Consider the following 17340-nt stretch of genomic DNA (forward strand, 5'->3'; position numbering starts at 1 on the left):
TGAAGCGAATGAATAAGCTGAATTGGGAGCGCCCCGCGCTGGAAGTACTGGATATTAATATGACGATGGAAGGCAAAGGGACAAAGTATATCGACTGGGTTTCCCCAAGCGACATGGACGTTACTGATACTGAGCCAATAGGTTCCTAGTGTGTACTTATCATTCAGGCCCTTATGCAGATGCTGTATAAGGGCTGCTTTTCTCTTGCTGTATACTACAATCACTACGATCACTACGATCATCGGAAAGAGGGGGACGCCGTGCAGGAGAATCGCTATATATACAGAGCCTTTGGCTGTGAGGTTCGCAGCGAGCTACCCTTCCCGGAGCTGCCGCACTGGGAAGGGCCGACCGGCAGCGACACTGCGTTGGAAGTTGTGGTGGGGAGGTTGAATGAGGTATGGGACGCCGCTGTCCAGTTCGGCAGGAGCTGGGCCTCAGACGCAGCGACCGAGACGATCCTGTTCCGCGTCCCGGAAGTGGCCGTCTACGCCATACAAGGCGGGAAGCGGATCGTTGTCTCTCCTTGCGGCGCTGCTGACCCTGACCAGATCAGACTCTATATATTGGGTAGCGCTATGGGCGTGCTGCTGATGCAGCGGGGAATTCTCCCGCTCCACGGAAGTGCTGTGGTCATCGATGGCAGAGCCTATGCATTCTGCGGGCAGTCCGGCGCGGGCAAGTCCACGCTTGCTTCCGCCTTTGGCGAGCTGGGAAGGCCACTGGTGACCGATGATGTGATCGCGGTCTCCTTCGACGGTCAGGGTCGTCCGTATGTCACGCCTTCCTATCCGCAGCAGAAGCTGTGGCAGGCCAGTCTTGAGCAGCTTGGCATGGATGCAAGGCAATATAAGCCGCTGTTCCAGGAGGTTAACAAGTACGCGGTGCCCGTGGTGCAGCAATTCGCAGGCGAGCCTGTGCAGTTGGCGGGTCTGTTCGAGCTGCGGCTTGGAGATAAGGCGGAGCATCGCCTGGAGCGGCTGTCACCGCTGGAGAGTCTGCCGGTGCTGTTCGCTCATACATATCGGAACTACCTTATCCCCATGATGGGACTTGGCCAGTGGCATCTGGACATGACGGCCAAGCTGGCAGGCTCGCTGTGGCTAGCCAGATGGGAGCGAGGAACAGAGGGCTTCAGCGCCCGTATGATGGCGGAGCGAATGACACAATGGATACAAGGGGAGGAGCTTAGCTTATGTCAACGAATGTAATTCATTTGCAGGATCGCATACAGCCTGTGGAGGGCCATCTGGTCAGTGATATGAACGGGGAAAAGGTGATGATGAGTATCCAATCCGGGAAATATTACAATCTGGGCGGGATGGGCAGTATCATCTGGGAGCGGCTCTCCGCCGGACAGACCGTAGGTCAGTTGATAGAACAGTTGGAGAGCCAGTACGAGGTTCGTCGTGAGGACTGTGAGTCCCAGGTGCTGACCTTCCTTCAGCAGCTTCACCAGGAAGGGCTCATCCGGCTCCAGTCCAGCAGCTAGGAGGGAGTAGCAATGTGGAGCAAATGGCGCAAGTTCGCCTCCCTGGGCAGGAGGCAGCAGCAGCTTCTGGCTGAGGCTCTGCTCAGTCTGGGATGGGCGAGGATCATGAAGGCGCTCCCGTTCTCCAGGGTGGCGCCGGGACTAGGGGCGCATATGGAAGAGACGGGGACGCAGCCTAATCCGTCGCAGGTTCCTTCGTTGAAGCAGGTGGCCTATGCGGTCAACCTGATGAGCCGCCATACGTGGTGGGAGAGCAAGTGCCTGGTCAAGGCGATGGCAGCGATGCGCATGCTGGAGAGAAGAGGGATCAGTTGCACGCTGTATATGGGGATGGCCAGGGAGGAGACGGGGCAGTTGCTGGCCCATGCCTGGCTGCGAAGCGGCCCCTATTATATTACCGGCGCGGAGGAGAAGGATCGCTACACCTGTGTAGCCACATTCGCCCGGCATGTGGAGGGATAAATGTATGGGCGCTAAGCGGGAGAGAATCGAGACGCGAGAGCTGAGGCTGCTGCTGGAGCTGCTCAAGCGGAATGGAACAGCATTACAGGAGGAGGAGATGAGGGGTTGGCTTACCGATATCGATTGGAATCAATTCGTGGAGCTGGTCAGACATCATCGTGTCTTTCCTACCTTATATATAAGCTTGCAGAGTTTGTCCACGCCATTGATTCCTGCCGATGTCCTTGAAGCGCTTCGTCAGGACTACAGGCGCAATACGCTCACCATGCTGCATCTGACGGCAGAGCTGAGGCGCATCTGCGAGCTGCTCGATCATGAAGGCGTGCGCACATTAGTATTAAAAGGTCCGCTGCTGGCCCACGAGCTATACGGGGATACTTCCCTGCGCACCTCGAAGGATCTGGATCTGCTTATTGATGTGGCCGATATAGAGCGAGCAGAGGCGGCGCTGCTGAAGCACGGCTACCATATTCATAATCCGAAGCTGCGACTGCTTAACGACTGGAAATGGAAGGATCATCACCAATCGTACAGCCATCCGCACAAGCAGGTACAGGTGGAGCTGCATTGGCGCATGCACCCGGACAGCGGCTCCGAGGCGAGCTTCGAGCAGTTGTGGGAGGGGCGCCGGGTCAATCGGATGACAGGCTATCCAATCCACGGTCTGAGCCGCGAGCAGTTGCTGGAGTATCTCATCTCGCATGGTGCACGGCATGCCTGGTTTCGGCTGCGCTGGTTGACGGATATTGCCTGTCTGTTGCCGCAGATCGATGATTACAAGCTGCTATTGGAGCAGTTTCGTCGCAATCGCAGCGAGCATCTGGGGGGACAGGCGGCACTGCTGGTGTCATCGCTGCTCGCTGCTCCGGTGCCGTATGTTTTCCAGCCCTTGTATTCCAGCCGCAAGTCGCGCAGCCTGGCACGACAAGCCATGTTCTTCATCCGCAGCAAGGCGGAGCTATGTCCTGAGCCGACACCGGAATTTGCGGGACCCTACAAGCGCTATCTTCGTGCGCTCAAAACGCCCTCCCAACAGCTAGCGTATCTGCTGCGCAGACTGTACCCAAGCTCCAGGGATGCCGCTGTGCTGCCGCTGCCCAGGGCGCTGCACTTTCTGTACGTTCCGCTTCGTCCTCTCCTGTGGTGCTACAGGCGGGTCAAACAAGTTCAATCATAAAGGAGCGAGCCTATGAAGCCGATACGGATCTATCTTAAAAAGTTGCAGCAGTTTGCGGGCTTCAGGCTATACCTGAATATGCTCTGCATGCTGCTGCTTAGCTTTGTGGACAGCATGGGGATTTTGCTGATTCTTCCGATGCTAAGCGTCATTGGCTTTGCAGATAGCAGTGCGGTCGGCATCCCGATCGTCTCGCAGTTGATGCAGCCGTTAGCGGGCTTGCCAGCAGACTGGCAACTGCCTGTTGTACTCGGAGGCTATCTGTTCATCATGATCGCCACAGGCTGGCTGCAACGAAGTCAGAGCGTGCTTGCTGTCAGCATCCAGCAGGGCTTCATTCGCCATCTTAGGGTGGATACCTATCAGCGGCTGATTGAAGCGGATTGGAGCTTCTTTCTCAGGCAGCGTCGCTCGGACTTCCAGCATATGCTGACCTCCGAGCTGGCGAGAGTGAGCCAGGGGGTGCACTTGTTTCTGACCCTGGTCCGCTCGGGGGTCTTCGCGGCGATTCAGCTCCTCCTCGCCTTCATGCTGTCGCCCGAGCTGACCCTGTTCATTCTTGCCAGCGGCTTGGCGATCGGGCTGCCGCTACGACGGTTCGTAAGGCGGTCCAAGCTGTTGGGCGACCGAACCTCTGAGCTGTCACAGAGCTATTACTCGGCACTTAGCGACCATTTTAACGGCATGAAGGAAATGAAGAGTAATCGACTCGAGATGTCTCATCTCTCCTGGTTCCGCACACTCTGCCAACGGATGGAGAGCAACATTGTGGAGATGAGCAGGCTGCAATCCATCTCTCAATTCTATTACAAGCTGGCATCCGCGGTGCTGATTGCACTCTTTGTTTTCTTCTCGCTGCGGCTGCTGCAGGTTCAGAGCGGCCAATTGCTGCTCATTATTGTCATTTTCGCCCGACTATGGCCGCGATTTTCGGCCATTCAATCCAATATGGAGCAGCTATACAGCTCGATTCCAGCCTTTGACCGACTGATCGCGCTGAAGCGGGAATGTGAGGAGGCGCGTGAATTGGCGCTGGAGCAGGGTCTGTCGGCAGAGCCGCTCCCGCTCCGGGAGGCGCTGGAATGTCGTGGAGCTTATTTTCGCTATAACCGGCAGGAGGGGGACTGTGCGCTGCGTAATATTCACCTGCACATCCCGGCCGGCAGCATGACTGCGATCGTCGGCAAGTCGGGCGCAGGCAAGAGCACCTTGATTGATCTGCTGATGGGACTCATCCGCCCGGAGAAGGGAGAGGTCTACGTTGATGGACAGCCGCTTGTGGGTGAGCGGCTTGCCGCCTTCCGCCACTCGGTGAGCTATGTCTCGCAGGAGCCGTTCCTGTTCCACACGACCTTGCGCGAGAACATGCTGCTCGTCAAGCCGAATGCGACGGAGCCAGAAATCTGGCAGGCGCTGCAATTTGCTGCGGCTGACGAATTCGTCAGGCAACTGCCGCAGGGGCTGGATACGGTGCTTGGCGATCGGGGAGAACGTCTCTCTGGGGGCGAGCGGCAGCGGATTGTACTGGCACGCGCCATACTGAGGAAGCCGGCGCTGCTCATTCTGGATGAGGCGACCAGCGCACTAGACCTGGAGCATGAAGCGAAGATCAGGCAAGCCATTGACCGGCTCAAGGGGAAAGTGACGATCATCATGATCGCCCACCGCCTGCCGACGATTCGCTATGCGGATCAGGTGCTGGTCATGGAGCGCGGAGAGTTAATTCAGCAGGGCGGATACCAGCAGTTGTCCAGCGACAGCAAGGGCCGATTCAGCAAGTGGCTTCATATGCATATGGAGCAGAGCTCGCCCTGAGGCGGCGATTCGCGGTGAGGGTAGCCAGTTGTGGTTATTCGCTAGTCGTATGCGACAAGGGCAGGCAGCGCCATGCCGAGCTCGTAAGTTCGGCGATCACAATGGAACCCCCCTCAGCCTTGCATTGAATAAGCCCTGACAGGTAGCACTTCACATGCTGTCTGTCAGGGCTTATTCTTGCGCGTATATGACGGCTCCCCTCCGAGCCAAAGAGCAGCTAAGACCTGTTCATCAGGCTGCTAACGATTGACCGCATCGTTCTGTATCATTTTGCATCGTCCCGCTCGGACAGACCCCATTCGGATGACACGTCCCTTAATTGAGAACATCAATTCATATTCAGTAATCCGCGTGTATCCAGGTAATCTAGCAACAGCTCAACCGACTGCTCGACGGTCAGTATCTCGGTGTCAATCGTAACAGCAGGTGTCGCAGGGACGTCATAGCTTGCAGAGACGCCGGTGAAGCTTGTAATCTCTCCGCTGCGAGCCTTCTTGTACAGCCCCTTAGGATCTCTCCTCTCGCATTCCTCCAACGAGCATTTGACATAGACCTCTATGAATTCTTCCTGCGCATAAGAGGCGCGCACCATTGCCCGATCCTCCTCATGCGGGGATATAAAAGCACACAGGACGATCAGCCCGGCATCAGCCATTAGCTTCGAGACCTCCCCAATTCGGCGGATATTCTCGCTTCGGTCCTCGGGAGAGAAGCCCAGGTCGCCGTTAAGTCCGTGCCGAATGTTATCGCCGTCCAGCACATAGACAGACTTGCCGCGTGCAAACAGCTCATGCTCCAGGGCAAAAGCCAAGGTGGACTTGCCCGAACCGGAGAGGCCGGTGAGCCAGAGAGTACAACTGTGGTGTCCATTGCGACGATTGCGTTCCTGCCGGGTCAATGCAGATGACTGCCATGTAATATGGGGTGAAGTATACAAAGGGCGTGCCTCCTGTATAGAAAAGATTATTATATTTTCAAATATATTCTATCATATTTCGTCATAGAAGCCTATATAAGCTGAATATATAATCTCTGAGAAAACGGTCGTGTGAACGATGTAGTTCTAAAAATCGGCCTGTCCTCATAAGCTGAAAACTAGAGGGTCAAGGTGAAGCTGTACCTGTCAAGGACGGCCTCAACTGTGAAATCCGACAAAAGAAGGCGTTATTCTTATTCCATGCTTGACAAATTTCGCTATCTGGATAAAATAATACATATAAACGGATACGAAATGTAACAAAAATCGATAATATGATACATTTGGTAGTTGTCGAAAAAGAAGGAGAGCTGGCAGACCATGAATCATTCTGAGATGTATTATTGTGTCATATGTTACCAGTTAGAACCGATTCATCAGGCTCATCAATTGTTCCGCACCGGATTTTTTCGGGTTATACATCCGCTGGGCTGCTGTATGAAATGCAGTAGGGAGCTAGAGAAGGACGCGCCGAATCAGGGGAGCTCCCGCGTACAGGATGGGGAACTGATGATTACGGTGCTCAAGGAGAATAAGCCATACCTGGAAAGTCATCATCTGCTGGCTGCCCCTGCCTTTTGATCAGAATGAACGCTGGCCTGCGGCATCTGCAACTTCTTAATAAGGTTCGTTCTGCACGAATTAAGCGGAGCGAACCTTAAATTTTTGCTAAAGATGATACTTTTGGCGGCTGCACTTCGTTATAATTGATAAGAGTTTTGTTATCTGAACCTGTAGCTGTCTATAAGGTTGTGAACCTTGCTGCCATCCTTGGCATGAAGGTAGCCCGGCAGGCAGACTAAACGAAGAGCAGGAGGGTGAAACATGCACGAGAGTATGCGGGAGCCGATTGTCAGACTGTCCAACGTAACCAAGCGGATCGGCAGCCGGACAATAATCGACCAGTTGACGCTGGATGTGCCCCCGGGTGAAGTGTTCGGCTTCTTGGGTCCGAACGGATCAGGTAAAACAACGACGATTCGCATGATGGTTGGCCTCATGAGGCTGACATCGGGTGAGATCACCATTCGCGGGCATCGAATCAGCAACGAATATGAGAAAGCGATTCGTCATGTAGGGGCGATTGTTGAAAATCCGGAAATGTATAAATATCTCAGCGGTTACGATAATCTGTTGCATTATGCACGGATGTTCCCCGGCACCCCTCGGCAGCGAATTGACGAGGTGGTGGAGCTGACCGGCATGGGAGCGCGAATTCACGATAAGGTGAAGACGTATTCCCTGGGGATGCGGCAGCGGCTCGGAGTAGCGCAGGCAATCCTGCACAAGCCGTCGCTGCTTATACTGGACGAGCCTACTAATGGACTCGACCCGGCGGGAATTCGCGAGCTGCGCGATTATCTCCGTCGCCTCGCTTCGGAGGAGGGGACGTCAGTATTCGTCTCCAGCCATCTGTTGTCGGAGATGGAGCTGATGTGCGACCGGGTGGCGATCATACAGGCTGGCAAGCTGATTGATGTTCGCCAGATTAACGCTGGCGCTCAAGAACAAGCGGTTCAGGTGGCGTTCGAGGTGGATCAGCCGATGGAAGCTTCCCTCCTGCTGGCAGACCTGCAAGCGGCGCATGAAGGGAGCAGGCTGCTGCTGACGGTAGAGCGCGAGGAGATTCCACAGATTAATGCACGGCTAGTCGCGGCTGGTATCAAGGTCTATGGTATCCGCTCCCATACGAAATCTCTGGAGGATCAATTCCTTGAAGTGACGGGAGGGGAACAGATTGTTTGATTTTATCCAACTGATACGCAACGAGAATATGAAGATCTACCGCCGTCCGCGCACCTGGGTGATGCTCGGCATTCTGCTGGTCTTGACGCTGGCGCCGTCTGTGCTGATGATGACTTTGCCGGATGCCGGGCCTGACTCTATGTGGAGCGCCTTTCCTGTGGGCATGGCAATCGGATTCTTTCTCGTCACGATCTATTCGGTGGTCGTAGCTGCGGAGACAGTAGCGGGTGAGTTCAGTACAGGCACGATCAAGCTGCTCATGATCCGTCCCTGGAGCCGCTCCAAAATATTGCTATCCAAATATGTGTCCGTCGTGCTGTTCTCGCTCCTGTTCCTGCTGATTCTGTTCGTATGGAACTACTTGACCACCTGGCTTATGTTCGGTGGAGACCCAACCTATCGAGTCGGAGCTGATAATCGGTCGCCGCTCAGCTACTATACGCTGCAGAGCGTGTACAAATACATCTCGCTGCTGATGGTCGTCACGCTATCCTTCCTGATCTCGACGGTCTTCCGCAGCGGCAGCTTCGCAATCGGGCTTGCGATGTTCATGCTGTTCGCGGGTCAAGGCATCTCCTCACTGTTCATGATGCTAGGTCAGAAGTGGGCCAAATATTTGCTGTTCCTCCACATGGATGTGAGCCGCTATCTGGATGAGTCGGTCATTCGCATCGGGGAGTTGGGCGACTTTACGCTGGGCTTCTCACTGACTGTGCTCGCCGTATATTATGTTGTGTTCATCGCCCTGACCTGGTACATCTTCAACAAGCGAGATATTGCCACCTAGGGAGAGGAGAGCGTTCTGCCAGGGACAATCGGCTCAGGCTGTGCTTGCCTATGTCTGGCAGGCGACCAGCTCCATGCTGCCCTCCGCGCAGGCGAGCTCGCTTCCGAGTCGCTCCCTGTCGCTATAGGGCTTCCACCGTGCTCGGCTCCGAGTGCGTCATGCGAAGCTGTAAGAGGCCGCTGGCCCCAATTACGCCGCAGCCCCCAACCGACTTGATCGGCTTGGGGGCTGCTTGCTGTGGAGCGTTAGTGGGCTGCGAGCTGCTCAGCCTGCCTGCAGCGCTTTTTTGTCCTTGGTGCTCCCATTATCCTTGTCGCTTCGTTCCTTGGAGGCATCATGAGACAGCATCTTGGCAGGGGCTTGCTTCTCCATCCTGCATGTGCCATTCAGCAGTCCACCCTCATGAATGACCAGGCTTTGGGCAATGGCTATGCCATGCAGTTGACCCGATGCAGTAATCGTCAGCCTGCCTTGTGTATGTACCTCCCCATGTACGATCCCGGCAATGGTCACCTCCGGAGCCGAGATCGTGGAGCGGCATACTCCATACTCGCCAACAATGACCTCGCCCTTGCATATCATCTCACCTTGATACTCGCCTTCAATCCGAATGCCCGATTCACAGTGAAAGCTTCCCTCTGCCTTGGCTCCCTGACCGATCAGTGTGTCGTGTATCGTTGCACGCTGCTTGCTTTCTCTGAACATATGCAGATCCTCCTCCTTTGGCTGTTGGGATAGATTAGCCTTCTAGCTATTTATTCGTCTGGGGACAAAAATAGACCCGTCTGCGTGCATCGCTTTCGGAGGTGTTAGGGGAACTGCTCCATCTCATAAGTATAGAGCAAGTAAGAGAAGTCAAAGCTAGGATAGGAGCCCCAGAAAGGAGAACAGCCATGCTATGGGTGATTGTTGCACTGCTCATCTTCATTTTGCAGGTGCTGGCCATATTGGTTGGCGAGTACCGCCGTCCGTCCAAAGCAGTGGCCTGGCAGTTGATTTTGTTTGTCTTTCCGCTTATCGGCTTCGTCATGTATTACTTCATGGCTCAGGAATTTCAGCGAAGGCGTACCGTGCGCCGCCAAGGGATCATTCCTTCCGAGCTAAGACGGGAAGCGTTGCGGCGTTCGAAGCTGGTGCATCGAATTCAGGAGCTGGGAGAGGAGACGTACATTCATCAGGAGCGGCTGTTTCATCTGCTCCAGAGCTTTAGTCTGTCTCCGATAACATGCTGTAATGAGATTGAGGTGCTGCAGGACGGAGAGGAGACGTATGAACGGCTGCTGGAGGCGATTGCTGCTGCACAGCATCATATACATCTGGAATATTACACGATTCGTGATGATGAGACGGGTCAGCGCTTTCGGAGCGCCTTGCTGACCAAGGCGGCTGAGGGCGTGCAGATTCGCCTGATCTATGACGGAGTGGGCAGCTACGAGACGAGTGGCGCGTATTTTGCCGCGCTGGAGGCTGCCGGAGTGAGGGCGGTCTGCTTCCTGCCGCCGCGAATCGCATTTTTCGAGAAACGAATGAATTACCGCAATCACCGCAAAATCGCCGTGATCGATGGGAAGGTCGGTTTCCTTGGGGGCATCAATATCGGCAACGAATACATTGGGGGTGATCCGAAGCTAGGCTACTGGCGTGATACGCATCTTCGGCTATATGGAGATGCTGTCTATTCACTGCAGGATGTCTTCTCGCGTGATTGGTGGTTTGCCGCTAAGGAGAGACTGAATGTTCCGGGGCTGTTCCCGCAGCATACATGCGAGGGGCTGGATCAGGTACAGATTTTGACGAGCGGGCCAGACAGTAGCTCGGATGCGTTGCTGGAGGTATTCTTCAACGCCATCGCTGTAGCCAAATCCCGCATCTATATAACGACACCATACTTTATACCGGATGCCAGTCTGATGATGGGGTTGAAGACGGCTGCGGTAAGCGGGGTTGATGTTCGGCTAATCATACCCCAAACCTGTGACTCCAGGTTGGTCATGCGCGCCTCGCTCTCTTATGTGGAGGAGCTGCTGGATGCCGGGGTACGCATCTTCCGTTATCAGAAGGGCTTCATACATTGCAAGACGCTCATTGTCGACCAACTGCTCGCTTCCGTCGGCACCGCCAATATGGATATGCGCAGCTTCTTCAGTAATTTCGAGCTGACGGCGCTGCTGTTCAACCAAGCAGTGATTCGCAGGATGGAGCAGGACTTCGCGCGGGACATTCAAGATAGCACGGAGCTTCAACTGTCCAGCTTCAAGCGAAGGCCCCGTTCGCAGAAGATAGGGGAGGCTGTGTCGCGGATGCTATCTCCGCTACTGTAGCGGAGCGGCTTGCTTCCCGCTGCGGATGAATTGCAGGATTGGCCGCAGCCTCTGCGGTGGAACGGTATCGATCAGATCGCCCATCTTCTGCAGGCGCGAGGCGATGTTGAGCAGATGATAATCTGCAGGCTTGACGTCGCGCGCAACCTCCTCCCATAGGAGTGGCGTAGAGACACTGGAGGCTTTGCGGGCTCGCGGCGTATAGGGAGCGGACAAGGTTTTGCCGCGGTAATGCTGGAGGTAGTCGAAATAAATGCAGGTGCCGCGATCCTTCTTCATGCGCTCGATGGTGAACAGGTGAGGATGGGCACGGGAGACGAATTCCCCTACGAACTGGCCGATGACCCGCAGCTCATCAAAGGTCAGATCAGGCTGAAGCGGCACGATGATCTGTACTCCGGTAGCTCCCGAGGTTTTCGGAACGGACTGAATTCCAAGCGAGCGCAGCAGCTCCCCAACGATGGAGGCCGCTTCCATAATGCGCGGCTCATCCTCCAGCGAGGGATCAAGATCAATCATCCATTCGGTTGGATGTACGGGCTCGCCGATCCGGTCGAAGGAGGCGTGAAACTCCAGGCAAGCCAGATTGCCCAGCCAGAGCAAGGTAGGCAGCGAGTTCAGCTCGATGTAATCTATTGTTTCCAATGGAGCGAGGGTAACAAAATCAGGGCGCGGCTGCGGGCAGTTTTTCTGATAGAAAGATTTGCCATGAATGCCGTTCGGGTAACGGATGGTCGTCAGATAACGTCCCTTGCAATGCTTGATGAGATAGGGAGCCAATTCGGTTAGCCGCTGCAGATAGACAAGCTTCGTAATGCCCATCTCAGGCCATAGCAATTTGTCTGGATTCGTAATGGCAAGCTCCTGGCCTTGGATCATGATGGAGCCTTGAACCGCTGCGGGCATAGCAATCACTCCTTGATAAATATTATGAGGTGGAGGAACACTCATGGAGCTGGAACCTGTCATTCCATTCGAGCCGATCCGCTTAGCAAGCATTCCCCAGGATAAGCAATGGATTGCCCAGTTGAAATGGGACGGTGTACGTATGCTGCTATACTATAACGGCACTACGGTCAGGCTAATCAATCGCAGGCTCAATGACCGCACCGCCCAGTATCCTGAACTGCAGGCGATTACGTCGTTCTGCAGCGCGGACTCGGTCATTCTCGACGGCGAGCTGATCGCACTGGAGGATGGCAAGCCTTCGTTCCATCAGATCATGCGCCGCGACCGTACAGGCAAGGGAGCGCATATTACAGTGCTAATGGAAGAGGTACCCGTCTATTACATGGTCTTCGATGTGTTGTATTGCAATGGTCGCTCAGTAGTTGAACAACCATTGCTGGAGAGACAGCAACTGCTGGAACGCATCCTTCTGCCAGGCAAGACGGTGCAGTTAGTGACCAGTACGCCCAATACTCAGGCTCTGTTCGAGCTTGCCCGCCAGCATAAGCTGGAGGGGATTGTCATCAAGGATGTCCATAGCACCTATGAGCCAGGGGGGAAGGATGAGCGCTGGCAGAAGCATAAGAACATCCAGGATGTGACTGCGGTAGTGGGCGGCGTCACCTATCGCGACAAGCAAGTGAATGCGCTGATGCTCGGATTATATGATGAGCAGGGCAGGCTATGGTATATCGGACATGTCGGTGCAGCCAGACTTACACAGGAGGAATGGGCGGTATTGACAGCGATGGCGGGACAGCTCACCATCTCGAAGTCCCCCTTCGCCAATCTCCCGGAACGGAGCAAGGGAGCGAACTGGCTGCGGCCGTGGCTGGCAGCGCGCGTTCATTACCTTGAATGGACGCATCACCGGACGCTGCGCCAGCCTGTGCTGCATGCGTTGCTGGAAGCACGCCCAGGCATGTGCGGGTGGGATCAGATTAACGGCTAGCCAGACCACGACAGAATGGGCCTCCATGCAGCCATGCCTTCTGCCACACCTTCTGCCATATGAAGCTGCCAGACAGACGCTTTACGCAGGCGTACAGGATAAGGGGGGAACGTCTGGTCAGGAAGCAGCCACGCCGCAGGGGTTGAACAGGCCAAGGAGCACCCCCTTATGCAAGCTGGCCTTGCTAACGCACCGTCTCCTTGCGGCTCTTGGCGGATGGCTTCTTGGGCGCAGCCCCGCTGTCCTGTACGTCTGGCTGAGCCGCAGTTGTCTTCGTCGTCCGTTTGCGCACGGTTACCTTCTTGCCTACCGGCTGTTCCGCTTGCGGTGCGGTTGGAGCGGCATCGGTCTGCATCGCAGCCAGGCTGGCCTGTAACGCTGCCATGAGATCGACGACATTCGTGCGCTGCTGCTCCGGAGCAATATGAACCTCCTCGCCGGCGATCTTTTTGCCGATGGCATCCATCAGTCGGTTACGGTAATCGTCAGTGTATTTGCCAGGATCGAAAGGGGTGGAGAGCTGCTCGATGAGCATCTTGGCCATCATCAGCTCCTTATCATTAATGTTGGCCGATTCCGGCAGCCCAGGCACCTGTGACACAGGACGAATCTCGTCCGGGTAAAATACAGTTTCAATCGCCAAGCAGTTATCCAGCACACGTATGGCAGCCAGGCTGCTTTTGGAACGGATAGAGATGCTGGAGATGCCAATCTTGCCTGTCGAACGCATCGCCTCCATCAGCAGATTGTACGCATTGCCGCCAGCCTGATCGGGGGATAAGTAATAGGTTTTTTGAAAATATATCGGATCGATCTCCTGCAAGTCGACGAAATCCAATATTTGAATGGTCTTGCTCGCCTCAGAGGTTAGCGCGTCGAGCTCCTCCTTGTCAAACAAGACATACCGCCCCTTCTCATATTCATATCCCTTGGCAATATCCGCCCATTCGACATCGACTTCGCAGTTTTTACATTGACGGACATAGCTGATGGGCCCGCCACAGGCTTTATGAATCATTTTCATCGAGATGTCCTTGTCCTCTGTTGCGGAGAACATCTTCACGGGCACATGGACAAGTCCGAAGCTGATCGCGCCCTTCCATACCGTATGCATGCCTATCCCTCCCTTGAATGTGGTTTAGCTATATCTTTATTGTGTCCAATCCGTATGAAACTGAGTCAGATGGGTTATATTTTGGGCACAGGAGTACCCCCTGTACTATCACACAATGCCAAGGAGGAACGCCGTATGTCAGAAGCAGGCACTTCGCCACAATCGCAGCCACAGCAAGGCCAGCCGGACCGGATGCATGAAGGGCGCGAAGACTACTTTATGGATATTGATCGCATGGTAAATGAAGGACTCGGAGGCGGGCAGATTACCGTCCATAATGGATGGATTGATGCTTCGACGACCGATACGATGGATGAAGAAGAGCGCTCGTTGACAGAGCAAGGACTGGAGCAGGAGATGGAATAACGTGATAGCGGCAACAGCAGCCAGTGGCGCCTGGCTCTGCTGCCCCGCTAACGAAGCGATGCTGTGCCGGAGCATCCTGACGCTGCATGTTTTGCGCTCGTATCGGGGACACTACGAAGCATGAGGTTGAGAAAAAGGAGGGCTATCGGTGAAGACACTATGGAGCCTGACAACCAAGCTGCTGCTGGCCTTAGCGTTGCTTGCGGTCACATTCGCCTGCGGGGGCTCCGATCCGTCGGTTGGCCGCGATAAGGACGGTAGGCCACGCAAGGGCAGCTACCGTCTTGCAGGGAGCTATCAGGCGTCGAACCGTACCATCAAGCCGCTCTCGCTGGCGGATCTACAGGCTAAATATCCTAGCACACTGATCATGAAGGGTCATCCGTCTGACGGTACAGTAGCGCTCACCTTCGATGATGCGCCGGATAACCATTTTACCCCGATGATCCTTGATGTGCTAAAAAAAGAAGGCATTCGCGCCACCTTCTTTGTCGTGGGCTCCCGAGCCAAGAAGCATCCCGAGATCATGCAGCGGATTGTCGCCGAGGGACATGTGATTGGCAATCACTCCTATGACCATGCCAATCTGCCCAAGCTTACAGATGCAGCGTTTCGCGAGCAGATTACGAAGACAGATCGGGTAATTAAGGAATACACAGGCTATACCCCCAGCTACATCCGTCCACCTTATGGCAATATTAGCGAGGAGCAACTGAAATGGCTAGCCAGCCATCATCGCAAGGTCGTCAACTGGAATGTCGATTCCGTTGATTGGAAGGGGCTAAACGTCGATGAGGTGTGCGCGAATGTACTGCCATTTACGAAGGCCGGCTCCATCATTTTGCAGCACTCCGGCGGCGGCAAGGGGGAGAATCTGCTGGGGACAGTAGAGGCGCTGCCCCATATTATCGCTGCGGTACGTGAGAAGGGACTCTCCTTTGCCACCGTGGCAGAGATGATCCCGCTCAGGCAGAATGATTAATCCATACCGAAGCGATTGCCCCAGAGCTGCACCTCTAGCTTTGGGGTTTTTGACGTGGGAAAGGAAATTCTTTATCAATAGACTTGATTACTATAAAATGATAAGGAGACAAAAATAGGGGAGCCGTGTATATGCCAGCACACCAGCATGTGAAATTAAGCAAGCTTGACCTGATGTTTCGGATCATATTTATTACTCTCGGTGCGACACTTATGGCGGTTGCATTGGAAATTTTCCTTGTTCCGAACAACATCATCGATGGAGGCATAGTCGGTATTTCGATTATCGCTTCCTATTTGACGGATGTGCCGCTAGGACTTTTTCTCTTTTTGCTGAATCTGCCTTTCTTATTTCTCGGATATAAGCAGATCGGTAAAACGTTCGCACTATCCACCTTATACGGTGTATCCGTCATGTCGCTGGATACCGTGCTGCTGCATTCGGTGCCGCCGCTGACCAATAACCTGTTCCTGGTCACGGTATTCGGAGGAGTGCTGCTGGGCGTAGGCGTTGGGCTGGTCATCCGGTTCGGAGGCTCGCTCGACGGGACGGAGATTGTGGCGATCCTGGTGAACAAAAAGACGCCGTTCTCCGTTGGCGAAATCGTCATGTTCTTCAATGTCTTCATTATGATTACAGCCGGCTTCGTCTTCACATGGGATCGGGCGATGTATTCGCTAATTGCCTACTACATTGCCTTCAAGCTGATCGATGTGACGATTGAGGGCTTCGATGAATCGAAGGCTGTCTGGATTATTAGCGAGGAGTCGACGGAGATCGGCGAGGCGATTATGGACAGGCTAGGGCGTGGCGTAACGTATCTGAACGGCGAGGGCGCCTTCACGGGCTACAGCAAGCGCGTCATTTTCTGTGTCATCAACCGGCTGGAGGAGGCCAAGCTCAAGTTGATCGTGCATGAGCTGGACCCGCAGGCCTTTCTGGCAGTGGGCAACATCCATGATGTCAAGGGCGGGCGATTCAAGAAGAAGGATATTCATTAGGGAGGAAGCGTGGCGTGTAGATGAGAGGCGGACAGCCTGTTGCAGCATCTGACCGGTTATGGATATAATGTGAGGTACATTTGTTGAACAGTTCATTGAGGAGGATGCGGCTTGGATGAGTTCGCAAGTATTCGCAGTTGGACGGATAATCGGCAGAGCGCGTCCTGGCAGCTGGAGAAGGGCGTCATCTTCGGAATCGGAGACGATGCGGCTGTGGTGGAGCTGCACGGAGGGGATGAGAAGTCAGGTTCCCCAGCATGGGATATGCTGATGACGGTCGATACGATGGTGGAGACGATCCATTTCAATTCGCTGACGATGCAAGATGAGGACATCGGCTACAAGGCGCTGGCCTCCAATGTTAGCGATATTGCAGCCATGGGAGGCATTCCCCGCCATGCGGTCATCGCTGCTAGCGTACCCCGTTCCTTCGGAAGCGAGCGCATGCGGCGCGTATATGATGGGCTGTACGCCTGTGCCCAGCAATACGGCATCACGGTCGTCGGCGGGGATACAACCGGGTCGCCATCCCAGCTCGTGCTGTCTGTAACGTTGACCGGGGTGGTCGAGCGCGGGCGCAGTCTGTACCGGTCAGGCGCACAGGTCGGGGATGCGGTATTCGTCACTGGGCCACTGGGTTTATCCGCTGCCGGACTTGATTATCTGCTAACGCTGTCCAAGCAGCAACGGAGTCTGTCTGAGCCTGAGCTGGCAGCCAGAGCGCTGGAGCTGGCGGCGGAGCATGGGACGGAGGCGCTGGTGCGCGCCCATCGCAGGCCCCGGCCTTCGGTGGAGGCGGGACGCCTGCTCCTTCGGCAGGGCCGCTGTCATGCGCTGAATGATGTCAGCGATGGTCTGGCTAGCGAGGCCTGGGAGATTGCCGAGGCATCTGGCCTGTCGCTTGTACTGAACGAGCAGTTGCTGCCGCGCAGCGCCAGCATGAGCCGCTACGGCGAGCGGACAGGTAAAAATCCGCTGGACTGGATCCTGTATGGCGGTGAGGATTATGTGCTCGTGGGGACGATGCCGAAGCAGGCTGTGGGTGAGATGAAGGAAGAGCTGAATCGGCACGGAATTCCATTGTACCCGATCGGTTATACAGAGGCCGGGGTTCCGGGCGTATGGCTGGAGCGCAGTGAACGAGAGCGGATGGCGCTATATAAGCGAGGATATAATCATTTTGAAAGCCATGGTGAATAGG

At 54.9% G+C, this 17340-nt stretch carries 20 protein-coding genes; 16 read left to right on the plus strand and 4 right to left on the minus strand.

All coding sequences use genetic code 11. From position 1 onward, the window contains the following. The first annotated feature begins 8 nt into the window (after window positions 1–8). The 6 genes from ACY1JZ_RS12920 (at window position 9) to ACY1JZ_RS12945 (ending at window position 4946) form a co-directional block, all read left to right on the plus strand. A complete protein-coding gene (locus ACY1JZ_RS12920; protein ID WP_462629517.1) occupies window positions 9–149 on the plus strand; it encodes a paeninodin family lasso peptide in 141 nt (46 codons plus the stop codon). Window positions 150–260: 111 nt separating this feature from the next. After that, a complete protein-coding gene (locus ACY1JZ_RS12925; protein ID WP_462629518.1) occupies window positions 261–1211 on the plus strand; it encodes an aldolase in 951 nt (316 codons plus the stop codon). Beyond that, window positions 1196–1492, plus strand: a complete 297-nt coding sequence (locus ACY1JZ_RS12930) for a lasso peptide biosynthesis PqqD family chaperone (protein ID WP_270165968.1) — start codon at window positions 1196–1198, stop codon at window positions 1490–1492. Before ACY1JZ_RS12925 ends, ACY1JZ_RS12930 begins: the two co-directional genes overlap by 16 nt. Window positions 1493–1504: 12 nt before the next feature. Beyond that, entirely contained in the window at window positions 1505–1954 is a 450-nt protein-coding gene (locus ACY1JZ_RS12935) for a lasso peptide biosynthesis B2 protein (protein WP_270165966.1), read from the plus strand. Between the two features lie 4 nt (window positions 1955–1958). Further along, window positions 1959–3131 (plus strand): nucleotidyltransferase domain-containing protein, encoded by a 1173-nt coding sequence (locus ACY1JZ_RS12940; protein ID WP_462629519.1) that lies wholly within the window; start codon window positions 1959–1961, stop codon window positions 3129–3131. Between the two features lie 12 nt (window positions 3132–3143). Further along, on the plus strand, window positions 3144–4946 hold the full coding sequence (locus ACY1JZ_RS12945; protein ID WP_462629520.1) for an ABC transporter ATP-binding protein: 1803 nt from the start codon (window positions 3144–3146) through the stop codon (window positions 4944–4946). 328 nt (window positions 4947–5274) lie between these two features. Here ACY1JZ_RS12945 and cysC read toward each other — a convergent pair whose 3' ends face one another. Further along, window positions 5275–5883, minus strand: coding sequence for an adenylyl-sulfate kinase (gene cysC / locus ACY1JZ_RS12950; RefSeq protein WP_270165961.1), 609 nt, complete (start codon window positions 5881–5883; stop codon window positions 5275–5277). A 360-nt stretch (window positions 5884–6243) separates the two neighbouring features. Between cysC and ACY1JZ_RS12955 the strand changes: the two genes are divergently transcribed. The 3 genes from ACY1JZ_RS12955 to ACY1JZ_RS12965 all read left to right on the plus strand — a co-directional run bounded on the left by ACY1JZ_RS12955 (window position 6244) and on the right by ACY1JZ_RS12965 (window position 8455). Then, on the plus strand, window positions 6244–6504 hold the full coding sequence (locus tag ACY1JZ_RS12955; protein ID WP_462629521.1) for a hypothetical protein: 261 nt from the start codon (window positions 6244–6246) through the stop codon (window positions 6502–6504). Window positions 6505–6747: 243 nt separating this feature from the next. Next, window positions 6748–7668: an ABC transporter ATP-binding protein gene (locus tag ACY1JZ_RS12960; protein ID WP_462629522.1), complete on the plus strand. Its 921-nt coding sequence runs from the start codon at window positions 6748–6750 to the stop codon at window positions 7666–7668. Then, the gene (locus ACY1JZ_RS12965) at window positions 7661–8455 is read left to right on the plus strand and encodes an ABC transporter permease (RefSeq protein ID WP_462629523.1); all 795 of its coding nucleotides are present in this window, start codon (window positions 7661–7663) and stop codon (window positions 8453–8455) included. The genes ACY1JZ_RS12960 and ACY1JZ_RS12965 overlap by 8 nt, the downstream gene beginning before the upstream one ends. 264 nt (window positions 8456–8719) lie before the next feature. Here the strand turns inward: ACY1JZ_RS12965 and ACY1JZ_RS12970 are convergent, their stop codons facing one another. Further along, complete coding sequence (locus tag ACY1JZ_RS12970) at window positions 8720–9160, minus strand: bactofilin family protein (RefSeq protein WP_270165955.1); 441 nt, start codon at window positions 9158–9160, stop codon at window positions 8720–8722. 188 nt (window positions 9161–9348) lie between these two features. On the opposite strand from ACY1JZ_RS12970, the gene cls reads away from it, so the two are divergent. Then, window positions 9349–10776 carry a cardiolipin synthase gene (gene cls / locus ACY1JZ_RS12975; protein WP_462629524.1) on the plus strand — a complete coding sequence of 476 codons (1428 nt, stop codon included), beginning with the start codon at window positions 9349–9351 and terminating at the stop codon, window positions 10774–10776. Here cls and ligD read toward each other — a convergent pair. Then, on the minus strand, window positions 10768–11682 hold the full coding sequence (ligD, locus tag ACY1JZ_RS12980) for a non-homologous end-joining DNA ligase (protein WP_462629525.1): 915 nt from the start codon (window positions 11680–11682) through the stop codon (window positions 10768–10770). The genes cls and ligD overlap by 9 nt on opposite strands. A gap of 43 nt (window positions 11683–11725) precedes the next feature. On the opposite strand from ligD, the gene ACY1JZ_RS12985 reads away from it, so the two are divergent. Next, window positions 11726–12676 carry an ATP-dependent DNA ligase gene (locus tag ACY1JZ_RS12985; RefSeq protein ID WP_462629526.1) on the plus strand — a complete coding sequence of 317 codons (951 nt, stop codon included), beginning with the start codon at window positions 11726–11728 and terminating at the stop codon, window positions 12674–12676. A 184-nt stretch (window positions 12677–12860) separates the two neighbouring features. On the opposite strand, the gene ku is transcribed toward ACY1JZ_RS12985, so the two are convergent. Next, a complete protein-coding gene (ku, locus tag ACY1JZ_RS12990; RefSeq protein ID WP_462629527.1) occupies window positions 12861–13790 on the minus strand; it encodes a non-homologous end joining protein Ku in 930 nt (309 codons plus the stop codon). Between the two features lie 135 nt (window positions 13791–13925). On the opposite strand from ku, the gene ACY1JZ_RS12995 reads away from it, so the two are divergent. The 5 genes from ACY1JZ_RS12995 to thiL all read left to right on the plus strand — a co-directional run bounded on the left by ACY1JZ_RS12995 (window position 13926) and on the right by thiL (window position 17339). Then, window positions 13926–14156 carry a hypothetical protein gene (locus ACY1JZ_RS12995; RefSeq protein ID WP_270172812.1) on the plus strand — a complete coding sequence of 77 codons (231 nt, stop codon included), beginning with the start codon at window positions 13926–13928 and terminating at the stop codon, window positions 14154–14156. A gap of 1 nt (window position 14157) precedes the next feature. Then, window positions 14158–14280, plus strand: a complete 123-nt coding sequence (locus ACY1JZ_RS13000) for a hypothetical protein (protein WP_462629528.1) — start codon at window positions 14158–14160, stop codon at window positions 14278–14280. Window positions 14281–14304: 24 nt separating this feature from the next. Then, window positions 14305–15138, plus strand: coding sequence for a polysaccharide deacetylase family protein (locus ACY1JZ_RS13005; protein WP_270165948.1), 834 nt, complete (start codon window positions 14305–14307; stop codon window positions 15136–15138). A gap of 131 nt (window positions 15139–15269) precedes the next feature. Continuing rightward, window positions 15270–16139: a YitT family protein gene (locus tag ACY1JZ_RS13010; protein ID WP_462629529.1), complete on the plus strand. Its 870-nt coding sequence runs from the start codon at window positions 15270–15272 to the stop codon at window positions 16137–16139. Window positions 16140–16250: 111 nt separating this feature from the next. Continuing rightward, window positions 16251–17339 carry a thiamine-phosphate kinase gene (thiL, locus tag ACY1JZ_RS13015; protein WP_462629530.1) on the plus strand — a complete coding sequence of 363 codons (1089 nt, stop codon included), beginning with the start codon at window positions 16251–16253 and terminating at the stop codon, window positions 17337–17339. The last annotated feature ends 1 nt before the right edge of the window (window position 17340 follow it).

The organism is Paenibacillus sp. J5, from assembly GCF_054955055.1.